This is a genomic window from Picosynechococcus sp. PCC 11901, assembly GCF_005577135.1.
In the GTDB taxonomy this organism is placed as follows: domain Bacteria; phylum Cyanobacteriota; class Cyanobacteriia; order Cyanobacteriales; family MRBY01; genus MRBY01.
In genome coordinates this window covers 653782-672578 of record NZ_CP040360.1, presented here as the reverse complement: position 1 = coordinate 672578, position 18797 = coordinate 653782, and the positions used below count along the sequence as shown (strand labels likewise).

The following is an 18797-nucleotide window of genomic DNA, read 5'->3' as shown; positions in this document are numbered from 1 at the left end:
CTTATCCTCAAATCCTAGGAGGCTCTCAGTAGTGAACAAAAATAACAAAAAATGGCGCAGTACCGGGCTTTACGCCCTATTGGCGATCGTCGTGATCTCCTTAGCTGTGTCTTTCTTGGATCAGCAACCCCAAAGTCGAGAGACCTGGCGTTATAGTCAGTTCCTCCAAGAAGTCCAGCAGGGCAATATCGAAAGTGTCAAAATCAGTGGCGATCGCACTAAAGCTTTTGTCCCGGCCCAAGATGGCACGCCTATCCTCGTCAACCTCCCCCCCGGTGATACGGAATTAATCGACATCCTCAGCGAAAACAATGTCGATATTGCCGTGTTGCCCCAGAGTGACGACAATTGGATTTTCCGCGCCCTCAGTACACTCATTTTCCCAATCCTACTACTCGTGGGGTTATTCTTCCTGCTCCGGCGCGCCCAGAGTGGCCCCGGTTCCCAGGCCATGAACTTTGGCAAATCAAAGGCACGGGTTCAAATGGAACCCCAGACCCAAGTCACCTTTGGTGATGTGGCAGGGATTGAGCAGGCCAAACTTGAGTTAACCGAAGTTGTTGACTTCTTGAAAAACGCTGATCGGTTCACTGCAATCGGTGCAAAAATTCCCAAAGGGGTGCTCCTCGTTGGCCCTCCCGGAACCGGTAAAACGCTCTTGGCAAAAGCCGTTGCTGGGGAGGCTGGTGTCCCTTTCTTCTCTATCTCTGGTTCTGAATTCGTCGAAATGTTCGTCGGGGTCGGTGCTTCCCGTGTCCGCGATCTTTTTGAACAGGCCAAACAAAATGCCCCTTGTATCGTCTTTATCGATGAAATTGACGCCGTGGGTCGCTCCCGTGGTGCTGGTCTCGGTGGCGGTAACGATGAGCGGGAACAGACCCTAAACCAGCTCCTGACAGAAATGGATGGTTTTGAAGGCAACACTGGCATCATTATCATTGCTGCGACTAACCGTCCCGATGTCTTGGATGCGGCGTTAATGCGCCCCGGTCGCTTTGACCGTCAGGTAGTCGTCGATCGCCCCGACTATTCCGGTCGTTTAGAAATTCTCAATGTCCATGCCCGGGGTAAAACCCTCTCGAAGGATGTGGATCTCGAAAAAATTGCCCGTCGGACTCCCGGCTTCACCGGTGCAGATTTGTCGAACCTCCTAAACGAGGCAGCAATTCTGGCAGCCCGTCGCAATTTGACGGAAATTTCCATGGACGAAGTGAACGATGCAATTGATCGCGTCCTCGCTGGCCCTGAGAAGAAAAACCGCGTCATGAGTGAAAAGCGCAAAACCCTTGTTGCTTACCACGAAGCGGGCCATGCCCTCGTTGGTGCTTTGATGCCTGACTATGACCCAGTCCAAAAAATTAGCATTATCCCCCGGGGTCGTGCTGGCGGTTTGACTTGGTTCACCCCCAGTGAAGATCGCATGGATTCTGGTCTATACTCCCGTGCCTATTTACAAAACCAGATGGCCGTTGCCCTCGGTGGCCGCATTGCTGAAGAAATTATCTTCGGTGAAGAAGAAGTCACCACAGGTGCTTCTAATGACTTACAACAGGTCGCTAATGTTGCCCGACAAATGATTACCCGCTTCGGGATGAGCGATCGCCTGGGGCCTGTAGCCTTGGGTCGCCAAAACGGTAACGTTTTCATGGGTCGTGACATTGCCTCTGATCGGGACTTCTCCGATGAAACAGCCGCCGTAATTGACGAAGAAGTCCGGGGCCTCGTGGAAGAAGCCTACAAGCGCGCGAAAGATGTGCTTGTCGGTAACCGCAGTGTCCTCGATAAATTAGCAGCGATGCTCGTCGAAAAAGAGACCGTTGATGCTGAGGAGTTACAAACCCTACTCATGGAAAGTGACGTGCAAATGGCCGCTTTCTCTAGTACCGCAGCTTAAGCAACTCGGAAAATTGAATTATTGCTAATCACTACGGTGAGAAACGAGATCCCTAATTGTTTTAGGGATCTTTTTTTGTCTAAAACGTTGGCACATTAATGTGGCCGACACTGACGAGCACAGAAGACCCGCCCACGGCGATCTCCGTCAATTCCCCTTTTTGCTGTTGCATGGTCAGCATTAGTTGACTGGGCCGCCCCATTTGAATGCCTTGGTAAATTTGCCAAGTTTGTAATGTCGCCTGGCTGGGTAGGTAGCGATGTAGATAACCCGCCAAACTCGTGGCCGCTGAACCCGTTGCCGGATCTTCAGCAATGCCCAGGCCGGGGGCAAACATCCGCGCATAAATTTGATTGTCTTCGGTTACGACAAAGGGATAGATGTGGGCCGTCAATTGATCTGGGTATGCTTTTTCCCAAAGGGTGCGGTTGAGGGAGCAACGGCTCAGGGCATCGAGATCCTTGAGGGGCAAATATAAAAAGGGCAGTCCACAGGAAATCACCGCCGGTTTTAGCACTGGGTGTAAGTCGTGGGTCGGGAGATTTACCAGGGAAGCGTAATCGATGGATTGCGATCGCTCAATAAACTGGGGCAACTGGGCCGCACTTAGGGCAGTGGTACGAACTTGATCCTGTTCCCAATAGATAGAGACGGGGACAATTCCCACTTCTTCTTGGAAGCGCACAAGCTGACAATTTGCGGGTAGATAACCGAGATGGGCCAGAAGGTAGGCAGTTCCCACGGTGGGATGACCCGCAAAGGGAATCTCGGCTGCGGGCGTAAAAATTCGCAGTTGAAAGTCCGTATCAGGATCTTTTGTGGGAAAAACAAAGACAGTTTCTGAAAGGTTAAGCTCTTTGGCGATCGCCTGCATTTGATGCGAACTTAACCCTTGGGCCTGGGGGAACACCGCCAGGGGATTACCCCCGAAAATTTGCTCTGTAAACACATCGAGGGTATGGAAAGTATAGGTTTGTGACATACAGGATAGAAATAAAATTATTAAACTAAGGCCGGTGCCGTGGAGATTTGAATGGAAACGTCCGCTAAATCAAGAATTTGTGGAATCAGATCTTCTTTTTTGACGGCCATCATATGGACACCGTGGCAGAGATTTTTGGCAATTTTTACCTGCTCCGCCGCAATTTTGAGACCTTCTTCGAGGGGATTTTCAGCTTGGGCTAGGCGCTCAATAATCGCATCGGGAATTTGCGCCCCCGGTACACAGCGGTTGATAAATTGAGCATTTTTTGCCGATTTCAACAGAAAAATTCCCGCAAATACGGGCACATCATATTGACTAGCCACCCGGTTCATAAATTCTTCGAGTCGCTGGAAATCCGTAATCATTTGCGACTGGAAAAACTGCGCCCCAGACTCTACTTTTCGGGCAAAGCGAGATTCAATGGTGTACCAACTCTTAAGCTGGGGATCCACTGCGCCCCCAGGGAACAAATCCAGGGAGCCATCGGGCATTTTTTTGTCGTTAAAGTCTTGGCCGTTATTTAATTTGGTGATCAGTTTTAACAGACGCACCGATTCGAGATCGAAAACCGCCTTGGCTTTGGGGTGATCGCCCGCTTTGACGGGATCCCCCGTGAGGGCCAACACATTCCGTAAACCGAGGGCATGGGCGCCCATTAAATCTGCTTGGAGACCAATGACATTGCGATCGCGGCAGGCCACCTGAAAAATTGGGTCGATACCGTTTTGCAAGAGTAAAGTTGAGGCGGCAATGGACGACATGCGCATCACAGCCCGGCTCCCATCGGTCACATTCACCCCATGGACGCGATCGCCAAGCAATTTTGCCATCCGCAGCATTTTCGTGGGGTCACCCCCCTTTGGAGGCGCAACCTCAGCCGTAACGACAAAGTCTCGATTTTCGATGGCACGACGCAGACGGGTGGTCATGGAAGCAGTTTTAGGGTTAAAAAATCACAGGTAATGAACCATTCTACAGGGACGGCAGAAAACCAAGGGCGTCTTTCACCTGCTTGAGGGTCGCATTTGCAACAGTGTCAGCTTTTTCCCGGCCTTCCCGCAACACCTGATCGAGGTAATCGGGGTTCGCCATAATGTCATGGTATTTCGTTTGGATTGGCTCTAGGGCGGCAATGACGGTCTCTGTGAGGAGGGGTTTAAATTGACCCCAGCCCATATCGGCACATTCGACGGCTACGGTTTCTTTGGGTTTACCGCTGAGCAGAGCATACAACCCCAGCAGGTTATTACATTCCGGGCGGTTCGGATTGTCAAACTCTAGGCCCCGTTCGGGATCGGTCTTGCACTTTTTAATTTTTTTCGTCAGGACATCGGGGGGATCCAAAAGATTAATCCGGCTCAGTTCTGAGGGATCGGACTTGGACATTTTTTTGGTGCCGTCGGTGAGACTCATCACCCTAGCGCCCGTCGTCCGAATCAGCGGATCCGGCATTTTCAGCACAGGGTTTTTCTTTGTGCCAAATTTGTCGTTAATGCGAATCACAATGTCGCGGGTCAGCTCTAAATGTTGTTTTTGGTCTTCGCCCACGGGCACTTTATCGGCATCATACAGGAGAATATCAGCGGCCATTAGCACCGGATAATCGAGCAGGCCAACGCTGACGTTTTCCCCTTGTTTTTGGGCTTTTTCCTTGAACTGAATCATCCGCTCTAACCAGTTCAGGGGCGTCACACAATTTAACAACCAGGCCAGTTCGCTATGGGCTTTAACGTGAGATTGAACAAAAATGGTCGAGTGCTCTAAATCAATGCCACAGGCGAGATACAACGCGGCGATCGCCTTTGTATTATTTGCTAGAACCTTGGGGTCATGGGGCACCGTAATCGCGTGGAGATCCACCACACAGAAAAAACTGTCATAGTCCTGTTGAATTTCCACCCAGTTTTGGATCGCCCCAAGATAGTTGCCGAGGTGAAGATTACCGGTGGGTTGTACCCCAGAGAGAATGCGCTGTTTCGCCATGGATCGCTACGGTGTGGAATGCCCCAATGATTATCGGCCAAATGTTTCAGACTGTAAAGTTGCCTGACAAAGCCCAGGGGCGATCGCCTTCCTTTTAGCAGGCTTTATCACCAAGAGGTCAGATTACAATAGAGATACAGGATCCTAAAATTTGCCCCTTTTTTCCCGTTAATTTTAAGGGCACAATTTTTGAGATTTCCTGCGGTCATTTGCGCCAGTATTGTCTTGCGGCCCATGCCATGAAAATTCTTTGTCTTACGGTTTTTCCCGATGAGTTTCTTGCGCTCCAAAGGGCGATCCATCACCCCTGGCAGGAAACCTTAACCCCTTGCGGCACCCCCTATCTCGCCACCGACTACAACGGGTTACAACTCGCCCTTGTGCATCTTTCTGCCAAATCCCTTGCTAATCCCCAGCGCCTTATTTCCCTAGGCGACCATCTAAAGCCGCAGTTGATTGTGATGGTTGGCATCTGTCGAGGCAATCCGGCCAAAGTTGTTTTAGGGGATATTATCGTTGCCCAGAAAATTTTCACGCTACCAACAGCAAACCGCACCAGTGACTCCGCTTATATCCTCGCCCAACCTTGGCAAACGCGACTCCTGGGGCAATCTAGTGCTTGGCAACAGCAAATCCAAACGCCGCGTCCTAAATCAAGCTTGCACCAGCGGGGCTGGTTACTCCACACCCTCTACGACCACGAACTCAAGCCTGACCATTGCCCTCCACCCCAGGCCCACCCTGAGCGCCGCCACCACTGCCCCGACTGGCCTCTGATTTTCGAGCAATTAGTCACCGAAAAATTACTCACTGCCGACCCGGTTCGCCTCACGGCCCTGGCCATCGATCTGATCCGTGATAATCACGCGCTCCATTTAGCGACGGGTTTCCCCCACGATCCAGCGGTTCCCACCGTGCATTTAGGGGCGATCGCCGATGTGACCAATACCAATTTCCAGACCGAGGAGGATCCTTTTGCGACCCAGACTCACCTATTTGGCCTAGATATCGGCAGTGCCGCCACCACAACCCTGGCTACTGCAATAGACTGTCCTGCCATTGTGATCAAAGCGGTGCAGAGCTACGGAAATCCTCAACCCCCCCTGCCCTTCCGTGCCTATGCCACCGAAGCGGCGGCCCAATTTTTCCTCGGCTTCCTCCGGCACCTCACACCCCAAATTCCCCTGAGCTATTCTCGCTCCCCGTGAGTTAAAGGCCGTGGCGGTTCTGTTTTGAGAACGAAGCCGTTATAATAACCGAGTTCTGCGACGAGCCTTCACAGTCTTTAATTTTCCCATGTCTGAGTCTAGCCATTCCTCCCTCGATGACATTCGCGCTACCCGATTAGAAAAGGTTGATCAACTCAAGGCGATCGCCATGAATCCCTACGCCTACAAATGGGAGATCAGCCACCACACCGCCGAACTACAGGAAAAATATAAAGACATCGAAGCTGGAGAAGAAGTCGAAGACACCGTATCCATTGCTGGGAGAATTCTCGCCCGTCGTGTCTTCGGTAAACTTGCGTTTTTTAGCCTCCAGGACGAAACTGGCACGATCCAGCTTTACCTCGATAAGAAATTAATTAATGGCGGAATGCCGGACCTCGAAGGCGCATTCAATCACCTCAAAAAACTCACCGATGTGGGCGATATCATCGGTGTCAAAGGTATTATCAAGCGCACTGAAAAAGGGGAACTCTCCATTAAAGTGAGTCAATTTGCCATGCTCACCAAATCCCTGCTGCCCCTACCCGACAAATGGCATGGCCTCACCGACATCGAAAAACGTTATCGTCAGCGTTACGTCGATCTGATTATTAACCCCCAAGTAAAAGAGACATTCCGCCGTCGCGCCAAAATTACTGCCGCCATCCGCCGTTATCTTGAAGACCGCGATTTCCTCGAAATTGAAACTCCCGTCCTCCAAGCTGAAGCTGGCGGCGCAGAAGCCCGTCCTTTCATTACCCACCACAACACCCTCGATATGCCGCTCTATCTGCGGATCGCCACGGAATTACATTTAAAGCGATTAGTGGTCGGTGGCTTTGAGCGAGTCTTTGAATTAGGGCGCATCTTCCGTAATGAGGGCGTTTCCACTAAGCACAACCCCGAATTTACCTCCATCGAAGTCTACCAAGCCTATGGCGACTACTTCGACATGATGGATCTCACAGAGGATCTAATTCGTACCCTTGCTAAGGATGTCGTCGGTCAAGCTCAACTGCCCTATGGCGAGGCTGTGGTTGATGTAGGTACTCCCTGGCGCAGAGAAACGATGCAAAACCTCGTCCAGGAAGCCACCGGGATCGATTTTCTCAGCTTTGATGACTTTAACGCCGCAAAGCAAGCCGCTGAATCTGTAGAAATGCACATTCCCGAAAAATGTAAAACTATTGGGCAACTGCTAAACGAAGCCTTCGAGCAAAAAGTAGAAGCAACTTTAATTCAGCCCACTTTTGTGACGGAATATCCCGTCGAAGTCTCACCCCTCGCCAAGCCCCACCGCGATAAACCGGGTTTAACGGAGCGTTTTGAATTGTTTATTGTGGGTCGAGAACTTGCCAATGGTTTCTCTGAGTTAACGGATCCCGTCGATCAACGGCAACGGTTGGAAGAACAAGCGGCTAAGAAAGCAGCGGGGGACGAGGAAGCCTGTGATGTGGATGAGGATTTTGTCACAGCACTGGAATACGGCATGCCTCCCACGGTTGGTCTAGGGATTGGGATTGATCGCCTGGTGATGTTGTTGACTAATGCTGAAAGTATCCGCGATGTAATCGCCTTCCCGCTATTGAAAAACCGCAAAGAAACTGAAGATGATTCTCCAGCAGAGAAAACATCAGTTTAAAGCTTATTTACCTGGGTAAAATTTGAGAACAATGGATCAGCAACGGTTAGAAGAAGTTTTGGCGATCGCCCGACAAATCGGTTGGGGCGCAGGGGATGTTCTCCAAAGCTATTACAAAGGAGATATTAAAAATATTTCTGATAAAAAAGATGGCCCTGTCACCAAGGCAGATTTAGCAGCAAATCACTATATTCTGGAAGCGTTTCAGGAAAAGTTAGGCACTGAAGATTTTGCCTATCTCAGCGAAGAAACCTACGACGGCAATAAAGTTGAACATCCTTGGGTGTGGATTATTGATCCCCTCGATGGCACCCGTGATTTTATTGACCAAACGGGAGAATATGCCGTTCACATTTGCCTTGTTCATGAAGGTCGCCCGGTCATTGCGGTAGTGGTCGTCCCCGAAGCAGAAAAGCTTTATTTCGCGTCGAAAGGGAATGGCACTTTTGTGGAAACTCGTGATGGCACCGTCACCCCAATTAAAGTTTCTGAGCGCAATCAACCAGAAGATTTATATTTAGTCGCCAGCCGTACCCACCGGGATCAACGCTTCCAGGATTTGTTAGATCGGCTGCCCTTTAAAGATAGAAATTATGTGGGGAGTGTCGGCTGTAAAATTGCCCATATTCTCGAACAAAAATCCGATGTTTATATTTCTCTATCGGGGAAATCTGCAGCAAAAGATTGGGATTTTGCGGCCCCAGAACTAATCCTCACGGAAGCAGGTGGAAAATTTAGCTACTTTGAGGGCAATGAAGTGCTCTATAACCAAGGCGATGTGGTGAAATGGGGCGGCATTATGGCGTCTAATGGAACCTGTCATGCAGAACTCTGTGAACAGGCGATCGCCATCCTTGCAGAACTAGATCGAACATAGTTCGTCACAAAAAGCAAGGTTGGGATCAATCAAGGGGTCATGACCCATCTCAACGACGGCGAGGGTTAAACCAGGAATTTACGCCTTTTCCCACAATCACCCCTTATGCTAAAGAGACTCATTTGTTTTTGATTTGCCACCATGTCTTCGAGTGTCCTTGAAATTTTGGTCATTCTTCTGCTAACGATCCTGAATGGCATCTTTTCCGGTTCAGAGATTGCCGTCGTTTCTGCCCGAAAAATCCGATTAGAGCAACTGTTAGAGCAAGGAAACGTAAAAGCGAGAGCGGCGCTGAAATTAGCGAATAATCCGAATGAATTTCTCTCGACTGTACAAATTGGCATCACCTTAATCGGTATCCTGAGCGGCGCAGTGGGTGGTGCAACCATTGCCCAACGCCTCAAACCTGCCTTCGATAATATTCCGCGCTTACAACCCTACAGTGAAGCCATTAGCGTCGTGATCGTGGTGACGATTATTACCTATCTATCCCTCGTCATTGGGGAATTAGTGCCAAAACGGATTGCCCTTAATGCTCCGGAAAAAATTGCCTGTACTGTCGCTAAGCCCATGCGTTGGCTGTCTCGTTTAACAACGCCATTAGTGCGGATCTTGGGCAGTTCAACGGAGGCTCTGTTACATCTTTTGGGGATTCAGGATTCCAATGAACCGGATATTACAGAAGAAGAAATTAAAGTTTTGATTCGTCAAGGGGCAGAATCTGGTCTCTTTGAAGCGGCGGAGCATGACATTGTTCAACGGGTTTTTCGACTAGGCGATCGCCCCATTAAAGCCATGATGACTCCCCGCACAGACATTGTGTGGCTAGATATCACCGCTCCCCTAGAAGAAAACCTCAAAGAAGTGATGGAGAGTAACCATTCCCGGTTTCCTGTAGGTCGCGACACCCTTGATGATTGCCTGGGGACAGTGCGAGGGACAACCCTATTGAGTGCGCAACTATCGGGTCAGCCCATCGATATACAAGCAATGCTCCAACCTCCCCTTTACATTTCCGAAGGAACACGTACCCTGAGTGTGATTGAACAATTCAAAGCCACAGGGATTCACATTGCTTTGGTCACAGATGAATATGGCGGAATCGAAGGTGTGGTGACGTTGAATGACCTGATGGAGGCGATCGTTGGGGACTTGCCCTCTATGGAACACGATGAGGAACCGATGATTATTCAGCGGGATGACAATTCCTGGCTATTAGATGGACTTTTAGACATTGATGAATTGAAAGCCTTGTTGGAAAAGAAAGCCCTCCCCGATGAAGAGACAGGCGCATTCCATACTTTAGGCGGATTTATGACGCACCTCCTAAACCATATTCCCCAATCGGGTGAGCATTTTGAGTGGAGTGGGATCCGCTTTGAGGTGGTGGACATGGACGGCGCAAGGGTGGACAAAGTTTTGGTTTCGCTGCTGGATGCCAAGGAACTTGACCAAGCTTAAAATTCGCTAGGCTTTAACGCAAAACAAAACCCCCTCGTTTAGTTTAGGGGGCTTTTTGTTGTAACTGATCAAAAGAAATGGAGCCGAGCAGAGTCGAACTGCTGTCCAAACTGGGTATTCACCCCTAGCTCATTCACAGGTTTAGTCCTTCTAATCCTCAGAACGGGAACGACTGCTTGTTCCGAGTCGCCAAGAATCTCTGGTCTAGTCTTAGCTCTAGTGCAAACCAGATGTATTCCTAGAGAGCATCCGTTGGGGGTTTAGTCATAATCCTTAACGGAGTCGAATTATGAATGCTCGAACCTAAGTTAAGGTGTTCTTATTAAGCTACAGCAGCAGCCTTGCGAGCGAAAGGAACGATGTTGTTCGCAGTTACATTTTGTTTGGATCTTTGATTTGCGAGAGGAGACCCACTCTCGACCTGCATCACAGTGGAAGCTTTCGCCAACCTGTCGAAACCGTTGCGGCCCCGTGCAATGTATTTAGTATAGCATTGGGCCTTGGTTCTTAGGGAGGGAAAACCCGCTATCAAGTTCGCGATCGCCTCCCATTTTTTCTCGTAAGAAGTTCTAGCCCAACAAACTCCGGAGCATCCAGGCATTTTTTTCGTGCACCTGCATCCGTTGGGTGAGCAGATCGGCGGTGGGTTCGTCGTTGGCCTTGTCCACGGTGGGGAAGATGGAGCGGGCAGTGCGGACAACGGTTTCTTGGCCTTCTACCAAAAGACGAATCATTTCTTCGGCAGTGGGTACCCCTGTGCCTTCGGGGATGGCGGAGAGTTCGGCAAATTCTTGGTAGGTACCGGGGGCCGGTACACCCAGGGCGCGGATACGTTCGGCAATGAGATCTACGGCCAGGGCGAGTTCGTTGTACTGGGTTTCAAAGAGGAGGTGGAGGGTCTGGAACATTGGCCCAGTGACGTTCCAGTGGAAATTATGGGTTTTGAGATAGAGGGTATAAGTGTCGGCGAGGAGGTGGCTTAAGCCTTTGGCGATCGCCTCTCGATCGGCTTCGCTAATGCCAGTGTTGATGGGCATCGGGCCAGAGACAGTGCTCATGGCTACTTCTTCTTTGGCTTTGGTCTTAGTTTTGGATTTACTACCCATTATGTGAAGATTTTCCAGTTAGAGTACTTTTACGCCCATTATCAACAATTTTTTCGGCGATCGCATCCTAGGTGTCAAAACCGAGCGCATTTTTAAAGGAAGATTGTCAGTATTTCCTGATGGGTCTGTACCTCGGATTGAATCGTTTGCTGCTGGGCTGGGGTCAGCTTTTCGGCGGTTTGCAAAGCGGCTGTCCACTGTTCGGTAATCGCAGTTGCATCGCGGGGGAGTTGATCCAGATCAAGGCCAGGGAGGTGACATTGTTGCTGTAACTGGGCCACCTTAGGATCGTAGCTCAAGGCAAAGCAGGGACAAGCGGCGGCGGCGAGGATCAAACTATGGAGGCGCATCCCAATCAGAAAATCCACTTGGGCAAACAGGCTTTTGTACTGTTGCGGTTGCAATGGGGTAATGATTGCCTTGGGTTCTGCTAATTCGTCGTAAAGTTGCTTGGCGATCGCCTCATCCTGGCTTTTTTGAAACGGCACAAGAATCACACTGGCCTGATGCTGCCGTTGAAATTGTTTGAGGGCTTCCCCCAGAACAGCAATTTTTGGGGCGGTTAAAGTGCGGTGGGAGCGGAGATTGACCGCAATGCGGAGATGGGGTAAATCTGGCATTTCCAGAAAAGATTTTGCTGCTAAAGCCCACACCGGATCTGGGGCGAGCCTGTGGGGAATCTGCCAATTTTTTAATAAATCTGCTGAAGCCTGATCCCGCACGGTGATTTCTGTGCAACCCCGCAGCACAAAGCGCGTAACCTGATTCGCCAAACTAGACTGCAACGGGCCGATGCCCTGGCCCCAGGCGATGGTCTTTTTCCCTAGGAGTTGCGCCCATTTCATCAAACCAGCGTAATATAGCAGGCTTCCTAAACTCGTGACATCCTGCAATAAACTGCCGCCCCCAAAGATAAAACCATCTGCTTTGGCGATCGCCTTGAGAGCTGCCCAGGATTTGTGGGGAATTGCGGTCACACCATAGGCTTGGGCGGTAGCGGTGGGATTGTGGGAGAGGACAATGGGCTTCACCCCAGGGGGCAACATCTGCAACAGAGTCAATAGCAGGGCTTCATCCCCGGCATTTCCCTGACCGTAATAGCCACACAAAACAACATTTGGCATTGGGCAATCCACAAAAAACAAGCCTATTATGCCGGATTGTGGGGGCGATAAATTTTACTAGGGCGATGGGCGGCGTCAATTTCAATGACGAGATCTGTCCAATGGGGATTTTGGGTGAGGGGCTGGATAAAGAGTTCTGGGTGGAGCGATCGCCAAAAATAATCCACAAACTGATCAATTTCTGCATCACTCATTCCCGTTTTACCCTGGGCGATCATTTGGTGTTCTGCATCCTTGCGCCACTGTTTACTCAGACGATAATCTTCGGGGGACAGCACCAACAACCGATCCAGCTTTTCCCACAGGGGAACATATTCTGCTAAAGCCTCGTTAATGCGGCGGGCAAAAAGGCGATCGCCTGCGGTTAAAATCGGCTCTGGGGCTGTGTCAAAAACTTCCGGAGCAACGGGCCGACAACCCACAAACCACCCTTCAAAAAGCACAATTTCCACCGGATCAATCCACTCCGGCCCAAGGCGATCGCCCGCACCATTATGTAAAGACTTATCAAAGCGGGGAATGGCAATTTTATCTCCCAGGTTGGCCCGTTGTAGTTGCGTTAAAACTTCTAGGCCCAGGTCTACATCGTGGGTACCGGGGGGGCCACGCCAAATTAGTTCCGGCTGAGTTTTTCGTAAATCCTGACGTTCGGCATAGGTTTTGTAAAGATCATCAATGGAAATCGCCACACAGGGATATTGCCACCGCGCCAGAACCGTTTGCAACACCCGACAGAGGGTCGTTTTGCCTGTGCCTTGGCCGCCGAGGATGCCATAAATTAGCGGTTGATCCTGCTGTTGGCGAGCGGTACGAATTTGTTGGGCCAGAGGCAGCCACAGTTCCCAGAGGGTTTTGAGAATTGCGCCTTGATCGTGAAATTTGAGAGTCTTACAAAGCTGGAGAATTTCCGGGGCGATCGCCAAAAAATCCTTAGCCCGGTGGGTAATGCCGGCCAGACTCAGATCATAATCGAGGGCTGCAGCTTGGTTTGGATCCGCTTGGGCTTGTTCCAGTAGGTAGATCAAGTCTGCCGCTTGGGGTTTTTGTGGGGTCAACCAGTTGAATAGTAACGTTTCAAGCCACATCACTACTTGTCCTCATGTCAATGCTAAAACTTGGCTCTACAAATATAGAAAAACTGCTAAAATAGTACAGAGAATCTATAATTAATTAACGTAATCAAAAAAATACAGGTTTAAAAATATTTGTGAATACATATTCAGAAATATTTTTCTTACATTAGAATAGCTGTCAGGATCAGTTGTGTTGTTTTTTACTTTTATGAATATGTCAACCCAAAATAAAGTTGATAGCAATGACAAGCATAAATATGTGCCTAAATATGTGACAATTCAATCCCAAAACGGGCCTGTAAGCATTGATATCAATAAAGTTCGGGAATCAATGAGATATGCTATGTCAGTTCGCAAGCAGATGAGAGCCTCAGACAAGTCTGACAATCATGGCTAGTCAGTATAACCAAATCTTTGAGAAGCTTGTTTTGAGCTGCGACGAGGATAGTAGTGATCGTCTTATTGGTATGCTTGCTTATGCGGAATACAAGCTAGAAAAATGTGAGTGGGTGAAGAAAAATTTAAGTGCCACCAAGACAAAAAAAGATGCATTTTTAGATAGTTATACTGACCGCAGACTAGATAAATTACGTGATGAAGCATCAACAACTCTTTCCATCTTCGCTGAGGATTACGCAGAAAAGCGCCTAAGCGAAGAACTACAAACAGGAATTTCTCAGCAAATTCGCGAAGCGACTAAAAAAGACCTCTGGGGGTTTTGCTGGGGTGTATTCCAAGGGGTCGCTGCTTCTGCAGTGTTCTCATTATGTCTATTCTTCCTTGCCTTAAGCTTTAGCCTAGCTCAGCCTGAAAGTAACTTCGGGAAAATATTTCAATTTTTGGTCTCATCTGATAAGTACGAACTGCAACTCATTGAAAGGGATTAGCCCTGCAAACTCATTTAAACAGCCTTGGCAGCATAAATAGTGAGTTTCATTACTTCTGGCACCGCTCATGGATAGTCAACAACAGGAAAGGCACTTTACCCTAGCGCGGGCCAGTCTCCAGCAGGCCCTGGCTTGGTATGGCAACACCCGCCGCCATTGGCACTATCCCCCCGACCCAGCATTAAAAGCGGCTGTACGGCCCGAATTGCAACAACTCCAAACGGCGATCGCCAAACTGGATCAAAATCTCCTGCGCATTGCCACCTTTGGCCTGGTCAGTCGCGGCAAATCAGCGGTGATCAATGCCCTCATTGGCGAAAAAATGCTCGAAACTGGCCCCCTCCACGGGGTGACCCAATATCCACGGGCGGTGCGTTGGCCCCTGACCACGGAAAAACTCAAAATTGAATTAGTCGATACCCCAGGCCTCGATGAAATTGCCGGGGAAGCTCGCACAAAAATGGCGGCGGAAGTGGCCGCAAACTCTGACTTGATTTTATTTATCATTGCCGGCGATATTACCCGCACCGAGTACGAATCTCTCTACGAACTGCGCCAACAGCACAAACCACTGCTCGTGGTATTTAACAAAATTGATCTCTATCCCGACTGCGATCGCCAAAGTATTTTCCAGCAACTCCAACAACTGAGCCAAGAATCAACGGGCACCCAGTTTCCCCTCAGTCCCGAAGAAATTGTCATGGTTGCCGCCGAACCCCAACCCCTCGCCGTCCGCATTGAACATCCCGATGGCCGTGTCGAAGAAGCTTGGGAAACCCCCGACGCCCAGATTGATCCCCTACGGGAAAAGATTTTTACGATCCTCAGCCGCGAAGGAAAATCTTTGATGGCTGTCCATGCCCTTGTCCAGGCGCGTCACTTGCAAACGGCGATCGCCCAAAAAACCCTGTCCCATCGCCAAACTGAAGCCGAAGAATTGATCTGGAACTATGCCAAAACCAAAGGTGCGGCGATCGCCCTAAATCCCATTGGCTTTTTGGATCTCCTTGGGGGGACCTTTGCCGATTTAGCCTTGATCCGTGCCCTCGCCCGTTTGTATGGATTACCCATGACCAGCCACGAGGCAGCCAAACTCTGGCGCAATATTCTAATCAGTGCGGGAATTTTGTTTGTGGCGGAACTGGGTAGCGGTGTCTTTCTGGGTTTAGGTAAAACAGCCCTCAGTTTTGAATCTCTAACCAATCCGAGCACTCTCGGTCTCTATGGCACCGCCGCCCTCGCCCAGGGGGGAATTGCTGCCTATGGTAGCTATGTGATCGGAAAAGTGACCCAGACCTATCTCCAAAATGGCTGCAGTTGGGGAAACCTGGGGGCAAGTACGACGATCAAAGAAATTCTCGCCCAGTGCGATCGCCAAACCCTGCTATATCGGCTACAAGCAGAGATCGCCGCAGTTTAGGGCAAAATCGGATAAAAATGGCCCACTGGCCCCGTCCCCTGACCAATGGCTAGGCTATGTTTTAGGGCTTCTGTGACGTAGGTCTTTGCCTTGTTAACGGCCTGGAATGGAGGATCTCCCAGGGCTAAGCGAGCGGCGATCGCCGCCGAAAGGGTACAACCAGTGCCGTGGGTGTGGGGGGTCTGGATACATGCCGTTTTTAAAATTTCAAGCCGTTCACCATCGAACCACACATCCACCCCTTGTAATGCCCCGGTCATCGCTCCCCCTTTAACAAGCACTGCCCCACAACCAAGCTGATGAATTTTCTGGGCCGCCTGTTCCATGGTGGCGAGATCGGTAATTTCTAGGCCACTGAGAATCTCCGCCTCGTAACGGTTTGGCGTGAGGATCTGGGCGAGGGGGATTAATTGCTTTTGCAAAAAGGTGATCGCCCCGTCGTCGATGAGCTGTCCCCCCGTGCGGGAAACCATCACCGGATCCAAAACCCAGTTGGGGAGCCTACCGATTGCTGCAGCCATCAAAACCGCCGCCATGATCTTTTCGTTCAGGAGCATCCCTGTTTTCACTGCCTGGACGCCAATATCCTTGACCACTGCCTCAATTTGCGCAGTTACCATGGCCGAATTCAGGGCCACCACATCGGTGACGCCAATGGTATTTTGGGCCGTGACACAGGTGATCGCACTGGTGCCATGGACACCGTGGAAGGCAAAGGTTTTGAGATCGGCTTGGATGCCTGCCCCACCGCCACTATCGGAGCCGGCAATGGTTAAGGCGATCGCCGGAGTAATTGCCATCGACCTACTGCTTAGAACGATTAGAACGGCGCATCAAAAAGTCAGGAATATCCGGGAAACCATTCCGGGGGGCGGGGGGCTGCTGGGCCTGGGGTGGTGTAGCAGGACGGGGTCTAGGGGTTTCTGGCACTGGCGGAGCCTGGGAAAGATCCGGCTGGGGAACCGCCTGCATCCGTCGCTGTTGGGGTAAAGGCTGGGGCGTTTCTGCGGCTTGGGACTCTACAGCAAACCCAGTGGCAATGACCGTAATTTTGATTTCCCCTTGGAGATGTTCGTCGATCACCGCCCCGAAAATAATATTTGCATTGGGATCGACCACTTCGTAAACGGCCTCCGCAGCATCATTGACTTCATGCAAGGTCAGATCGTGGCCCCCGGTAATATTCAGGACAACGCCTTGGGCTCCTTCAATGGACGACTCCATCAGTGGCGAAGAAATCGCCATCAAGGCTGCTTCCCGTGCTCTGGATTTACCAGAACCGACACCAATCCCCATCAGAGCAGAACCGGCATCGGCCATTACCGCCCGCACATCGGCAAAGTCTACATTCACCAGGCCGGAGATGGTAATAATATCGGAAATCCCTTGTACCCCTTGGCGGAGCACTTCATCGGCAGCGCGTAGGGCCTCGGACATCGACGTTTCCTGGGGGATCATATCCAGGAGCTTTGTATTAGGGATAACCAGTAGGGTATCGACGCGGCTCTGGAGTTCTTTGATGCCTTCTTCGGCTTGGTTCGAGCGGCGGCGGCCTTCAAATTTAAAGGGTCGGGTCACCACCGCAACGGTGAGACAACCTAAATCTTTTGCGACTTCGGCGACGATGGGGGCGGCGCCAGTGCCAGTACCGCCCCCCATGCCAGCAGTAATAAAGACGAGATCTGCGCCTTCGAGGGCCTGGGCAATTTCATCGCGAGATTCTTCGGCGGCTTTGCGACCAATGGCTGAGTTACCACCAGCCCCAAGACCCCTGGTGATTTTTTGACCAATTTGCAGGCGCTTTTTTGCTTTGGAGTTGGTTAGGGCCTGGGCATCGGTATTAATCGCCCAAAAGTCGATACTCGACATGCCTCCTTCAATCATCCGATTCACCGCATTACAGCCACCACCACCCACACCGATGACTTTGATTTGAGCAACGCTGCTGGGCATGATCGGAAATTGCGACGCGGTTTCTTCGGCGCTGGCGGAATGGTTTCCAGTCGCATCGAAGGAGGCGTTATGGGGTTGGAATAGATGGTTTTGGCTCACGGTCACAAAAAAAGTGTGATGGATATGAATATTTAAGTTTAGTCGTTTAACAGGATTTATTAAGTATCTTTTGGGAGAAATTTCTTAGATCATAAGACCTTCAAGCTTTTTTAGACTGCCAGATTTTGGGAGATGTTGCTGTTACAGGGGCATCATTTTTTTAGGTTTGGGGGGTTTCGGGCTGGGAGGCTGGGGGAACGATGGGTTTGTTGCTCTGGATAATCGGCTCGTCAGGATTTTGCAGATCGATGTATTGGATATCCTGGGCGGGAATGGTTGTGCCGAGGGTTTGTTGGAGCTTGGCGATCGCCTCTAATTGGGCCTCGAGTTGCGTCAGATCTGGCCCCAGGTGAAAACTACCAAGTTCGGTGTTCAAAATCAAATTGTTGGAGTCTTGCCAGTTGATGCTCAAAATTTCAACGGGCGATCGCCCTAGGGTGCGATAGAGTTCGGGCCAGAGGGGCAGTTGCAGCTCCCGAATTCCGGTCACTTCGAGGGTCGGTAAGGGCTGATATTCACTGAGGGGTTCGTAGACTGCAGCGGGGAACCATTGCCCTTCGGCATCTAGGTATCCCGGTTCAAGGGGGCGATCGCCTTGGCTAGAGATGGGCGTTTGGGAGCGGGCGACGGGGAAGCGTTCTTGGACTTGGATCGCCAGGCTGGGGGGCACCAGACGACGGGAAACCAGGGCTTCGGCGATCGCCCCTTGGGCTTCAATGGCTTGCTCTAGTTCCTGGGGTTTGAGGGTTAGGATCGGTTGGGGATAGGTGAGGGGGATCAGGGGACGAATCCGCTCTGCGGGCAGGACTTGATTGCCTTCAATGGTGATTTGGGCGGCACTTTTGATAATCCAATCGGGTCGGTCTAGTACCCAGAATGCTCCATAGGCCAACCCTATCAGGGCCAGTGATCGCCATAGACTCTGGAACCAGCGGAGGGTACGCTGTCGTTGTTTTTGCTTCCGTTGTTCCCGGAGCTGCTCCCGTGTTGCCATGGTGATTTCTGTCATAGGTGACGTTAAAACCGACACAATGTATGACTATCTTACTGAAGTTAGTTCTCTTTCCTGGAAATTACCCTTGGAT

The 18797-nt window shown here is 50.5% G+C and carries 16 protein-coding genes and 1 other RNA gene; 7 read left to right on the top strand and 10 right to left on the bottom strand.

The genetic code is table 11. From position 1 onward, the window contains the following. Positions 1-31 precede the first annotated feature (31 nt). A complete protein-coding gene (gene ftsH3, locus FEK30_RS04215) occupies positions 32-1894 on the top strand; it encodes an ATP-dependent zinc metalloprotease FtsH3 (protein WP_012305681.1) in 1863 nt (620 codons plus the stop codon). A gap of 79 nt (positions 1895-1973) precedes the next feature. On the opposite strand, the gene FEK30_RS04210 is transcribed toward ftsH3, so the two are convergent. The 3 genes from FEK30_RS04210 to trpS are packed head-to-tail and all read right to left on the bottom strand — an operon-like array spanning position 1974 to position 4862. Continuing rightward, entirely contained in the window at positions 1974-2876 is a 903-nt protein-coding gene (locus FEK30_RS04210; protein ID WP_138071995.1) for a PhzF family phenazine biosynthesis protein, read from the bottom strand. Positions 2877-2896: 20 nt separating this feature from the next. Beyond that, positions 2897-3808 (bottom strand): methylenetetrahydrofolate reductase, encoded by a 912-nt coding sequence (locus FEK30_RS04205; RefSeq protein WP_138071993.1) that lies wholly within the window; start codon positions 3806-3808, stop codon positions 2897-2899. 43 nt (positions 3809-3851) lie between these two features. Next, a complete protein-coding gene (gene trpS / locus FEK30_RS04200; RefSeq protein ID WP_138071992.1) occupies positions 3852-4862 on the bottom strand; it encodes a tryptophan--tRNA ligase in 1011 nt (336 codons plus the stop codon). A 239-nt stretch (positions 4863-5101) separates the two neighbouring features. Between trpS and FEK30_RS04195 the strand changes: the two genes are divergently transcribed. From FEK30_RS04195 to FEK30_RS04180, 4 genes are all read left to right on the top strand, one after another. Then, positions 5102-6070 carry a hypothetical protein gene (locus FEK30_RS04195; RefSeq protein WP_138071991.1) on the top strand — a complete coding sequence of 323 codons (969 nt, stop codon included), beginning with the start codon at positions 5102-5104 and terminating at the stop codon, positions 6068-6070. An 88-nt stretch (positions 6071-6158) separates the two neighbouring features. Continuing rightward, a complete protein-coding gene (lysS, locus tag FEK30_RS04190) occupies positions 6159-7712 on the top strand; it encodes a lysine--tRNA ligase (protein ID WP_045441793.1) in 1554 nt (517 codons plus the stop codon). A 31-nt stretch (positions 7713-7743) separates the two neighbouring features. Further along, positions 7744-8589, top strand: coding sequence for a 3'(2'),5'-bisphosphate nucleotidase CysQ family protein (locus FEK30_RS04185; protein WP_030006802.1), 846 nt, complete (start codon positions 7744-7746; stop codon positions 8587-8589). A 141-nt stretch (positions 8590-8730) separates the two neighbouring features. Further along, positions 8731-10050 carry a hemolysin family protein gene (locus FEK30_RS04180; RefSeq protein ID WP_138071990.1) on the top strand — a complete coding sequence of 440 codons (1320 nt, stop codon included), beginning with the start codon at positions 8731-8733 and terminating at the stop codon, positions 10048-10050. 75 nt (positions 10051-10125) lie between these two features. Here FEK30_RS04180 and ssrA read toward each other — a convergent pair. The 4 genes from ssrA to FEK30_RS04160 all read right to left on the bottom strand — a co-directional run bounded on the left by ssrA (position 10126) and on the right by FEK30_RS04160 (position 13365). Beyond that, positions 10126-10521, bottom strand: a transfer-messenger RNA (tmRNA) gene (gene ssrA / locus FEK30_RS04175). A gap of 98 nt (positions 10522-10619) precedes the next feature. Next, positions 10620-11108: a Dps family protein gene (locus tag FEK30_RS04170; RefSeq protein ID WP_012305673.1), complete on the bottom strand. Its 489-nt coding sequence runs from the start codon at positions 11106-11108 to the stop codon at positions 10620-10622. 140 nt (positions 11109-11248) lie between these two features. Further along, positions 11249-12280 (bottom strand): polysaccharide pyruvyl transferase CsaB, encoded by a 1032-nt coding sequence (gene csaB, locus FEK30_RS04165; RefSeq protein WP_138071989.1) that lies wholly within the window; start codon positions 12278-12280, stop codon positions 11249-11251. Positions 12281-12306: 26 nt separating this feature from the next. Further along, positions 12307-13365 carry a glycerate kinase gene (locus FEK30_RS04160; RefSeq protein WP_138071988.1) on the bottom strand — a complete coding sequence of 353 codons (1059 nt, stop codon included), beginning with the start codon at positions 13363-13365 and terminating at the stop codon, positions 12307-12309. 377 nt (positions 13366-13742) lie between these two features. On the opposite strand from FEK30_RS04160, the gene FEK30_RS04155 reads away from it, so the two are divergent. Both FEK30_RS04155 and FEK30_RS04150 read left to right on the top strand, forming a co-directional pair. Then, positions 13743-14240, top strand: coding sequence for a hypothetical protein (locus FEK30_RS04155; protein ID WP_138071987.1), 498 nt, complete (start codon positions 13743-13745; stop codon positions 14238-14240). 67 nt (positions 14241-14307) lie between these two features. Beyond that, positions 14308-15660, top strand: a complete 1353-nt coding sequence (locus tag FEK30_RS04150) for a GTP-binding protein (RefSeq protein ID WP_138071986.1) — start codon at positions 14308-14310, stop codon at positions 15658-15660. On the opposite strand, the gene thiD is transcribed toward FEK30_RS04150, so the two are convergent. The 3 genes from thiD to FEK30_RS04135 form a co-directional block, all read right to left on the bottom strand. Further along, positions 15657-16460 (bottom strand): bifunctional hydroxymethylpyrimidine kinase/phosphomethylpyrimidine kinase, encoded by an 804-nt coding sequence (gene thiD / locus FEK30_RS04145; protein WP_138071985.1) that lies wholly within the window; start codon positions 16458-16460, stop codon positions 15657-15659. The genes FEK30_RS04150 and thiD overlap by 4 nt on opposite strands. Before the next feature lie 4 nt (positions 16461-16464). Further along, positions 16465-17613, bottom strand: a complete 1149-nt coding sequence (gene ftsZ, locus FEK30_RS04140; protein ID WP_223209902.1) for a cell division protein FtsZ — start codon at positions 17611-17613, stop codon at positions 16465-16467. Between the two features lie 259 nt (positions 17614-17872). Continuing rightward, positions 17873-18721 carry a cell division protein FtsQ/DivIB gene (locus tag FEK30_RS04135; RefSeq protein WP_255447947.1) on the bottom strand — a complete coding sequence of 283 codons (849 nt, stop codon included), beginning with the start codon at positions 18719-18721 and terminating at the stop codon, positions 17873-17875. Positions 18722-18797 lie beyond the last annotated feature (76 nt).